Origin of the sequence: Streptomyces sp. NPDC052721 (genome assembly GCF_040678315.1) — a bacterium.
Taxonomy (GTDB): Bacteria; Actinomycetota; Actinomycetes; order Streptomycetales; family Streptomycetaceae; genus Streptomyces.
Genome location: NZ_JBFATL010000104.1, coordinates 1 through 1,647, shown reverse-complemented (window position 1 = coordinate 1,647; position 1,647 = coordinate 1). Strand labels below are relative to the sequence as shown.

Annotated in this window: 2 protein-coding genes; one reads left to right on the top strand and one right to left on the bottom strand. The window is 69.8% G+C overall.

Annotation, left to right across the window (positions count from 1 at the left end; genetic code table 11):
* Positions 1-123: 123 nt before the first annotated feature.
* Positions 124-630 (top strand): hypothetical protein, encoded by a 507-nt coding sequence (locus AB0L21_RS39595; RefSeq protein ID WP_365788780.1) that lies wholly within the window; start codon positions 124-126, stop codon positions 628-630.
* On the opposite strand, the gene AB0L21_RS39590 is transcribed toward AB0L21_RS39595, so the two are convergent.
* On the bottom strand, positions 572-1,378 hold the full coding sequence (locus AB0L21_RS39590) for an IS5 family transposase (RefSeq protein ID WP_365788779.1): 807 nt from the start codon (positions 1,376-1,378) through the stop codon (positions 572-574). The two genes, AB0L21_RS39595 and AB0L21_RS39590, sit on opposite strands and share 59 nt — an antisense overlap.
* Positions 1,379-1,647: the final 269 nt, after the last annotated feature.

The window sequence follows — 1,647 nt, the reverse complement described above, 5'->3', positions numbered from 1 at the left end:
AGAGGTCGTTCTCTTTCCGAACCTCGTGTGCGGATTCCGCTGGTCAGACATGGGATTGCGGCTGTCGCGGAAGCCTCGACTCGTTGCTGATCGAGTTGCCGTGGGGGGTGTCGGATGCCGTCGATGCGGGCGGTTCTGGAAGCGCGGCGGAAGGCTGCGGTGGTGCGGGTGGAGGAGCTCGCAGCTGAACTCGAGCGGGTGCGGGCAGACTTGGCTGACGCCGAAGAGGTCCTCAGACGCCGGGTGATCGGGCTCGAGCAGTATCTGGAGGCACTGGCCGAGGAGGAAGCACCCGCCATGGCGGTCGGCGGTCCGTCGCGGAGGAAGACGGTAGGCCCGCGCCGTGCGGTGCCGCATCGGCAGAACGCGGCCGGGGTCGAAGACCTGTCGCTCGACTACCAGGCGGTGATGGCCGCCGCGGCGGAGGCCGGAGACGACGGGCTGGGCGCCCGGCGGGCGGCCGTGGTGCTCGGCTGGGACAGCGCCTCTGCCTCACGCGTCGAGGGTGCGAGAGCACGGTTGAAGAGACTGGTGGAACGTGGCTGGCTGGTGGAGACGAAACCCGGAAGGTTCATCCTGCCGGCAGGGCAGCAGGCCGATGAGCTCGTGCGGCCAGGCGGCGGCTCATGAGTGCGATCATCGACCACCGGATGACGGCTTCGCTCGTGTCGGTGCGTCGTTCGTAGTCCCGGACCAGGCGCCGACTGCGCAGAAGCCAGGCGAAGGACCGCTCGACGACCCAGCGGCGGGGCAGTGCCTGGAAGCCTCGGACGTCCTCGCCCCGGCGGACGATGTCGAGGACGAGCCCGAGATGCTGGCTGGTCCAGTCGGTGAGGTGGCCGGTGTAGCCGCCGTCGGCCCAGACCCGCGCCAGCCTCCGCAAGCGGCCGGTTGCCGGCGGCAGGAGGATCCGGGCGCCGTCCCGGTCGGTCACGGACGCCGGTGTGACCAGCACGGCCAGTAGAAGCCCGAGCGTGTCGGTCAGCAGGTGCCGCTTGCGCCCGTTGATCTTCTTGCCTGCGTCGAAGCCGCGTGAGGCGTGGGCGACGGTCGCGTCCGCCTTCACCGACTGCGAGTCCACCACAGCCCCACTCGGCTCCGGGTCACGGCCTTCCGCCCGGCGCACCGCCTGGTGCAGCCGGTCGTGCAATTCGGCCGTCAGCCCTGTGTCCCGCCAGCGGGCGAAGAAGGCGTAGACGCGCGGCCAGGGCGGGAAGTCGGACGGCATCGCCCGCCACTTGATGCCGTTGTCGACGAGGTAGCGCACCGCGTCGATCATCTGCCGGTGGCAGTAGCCCTCCGGCCGGCCGCCGCGGCCCGCCAGCCATCCGGGAACCGGCAGCAGATCCCTCACCACAGCCCACTCCGCGTCGCTCATGTCCGAGCCGTAGCGGGGCCGGCGATCTGGCCGGTCGCAGGCGTTCCCGAACCTATGGGCGAGGCAGTCACACGCAGGAGTGGACGAACTGGACCGGGCAACCGCGACCACGCGACACTTCGACAACGGGGCCTCTTGATTCTCGCTGGACTCGACAACCGCGAGCTACCAAGAGGCCCCTCTTCCATGCCCCGGCATCGGCCGACTCACTCGATCCAGGACGCTGTTCGAACCCAGCCGACCACGCAAGCGGATAGAGAACAGGCAGT